At 41.2% G+C, this 639-nt stretch carries 1 pseudogene; it reads right to left on the minus strand.

Features of this window, described 5'->3' with window-relative positions:
• Positions 1-201: 201 nt before the first annotated feature.
• Positions 202-639, minus strand: a pseudogene (locus FQU96_RS42000) (IS30-like element ISL7 family transposase); the annotation flags it as partial.

The raw sequence follows: 639 nt of genomic DNA on the forward strand, positions 1-639 counted from the left end.
CTCTCCAATTCGTTCTTGTTCACTTGTTGTTGGTACCTTTACGTATTGTTTATCGAGATCATTTTTCTTTAGATTTCCGATGGACCCATTACCACCTGTAACATATTTTCTAATAAATCTTTGGTACCAAGATGTATCAAATAATGAACGCCAATTGCAAGAATAAATTGAACACTTACCATAACATCTGGCAGATTTTGACTATCTACGCCGGTAAATGCGGTCAAGTTCGGTGTCAAAGTACTCTTCTGGAGTCTTGTAGTTTAAGATCTTCCGAGGAAGAGAGTTGCACCATACCTCGATCTTAGCAATATCTTCCACACTGTACTTATCCATACGGTCTCCCTTGGGAATATAGCGTCTGATAAGCCCGTTGTGCCGTTCTACGCTGCCTTTATCACAGGATGTATAAGGGTGAGCGTAGTACACAAGAGTCTTGGAAACTTGCTCAAGATTGGATAGATCTGCGAACTCAGATCCGTTGTCAGTTGTGATAGACTTAAAGATTTGATTCCATTTGGATCCGTAGTACTCTCGAAGCTTGTCAAATGCCTTCATAACGCTAGCTGAGGTCTTATCCTCAATCTTGATCATGAAGAACTGACGCGTCTTTCGTTCGCACAGAGTAAGCAACACATC

The organism is Reyranella sp. CPCC 100927, from assembly GCF_007859315.1.
Lineage (GTDB): Bacteria > Pseudomonadota > Alphaproteobacteria > Reyranellales > Reyranellaceae > Vineibacter.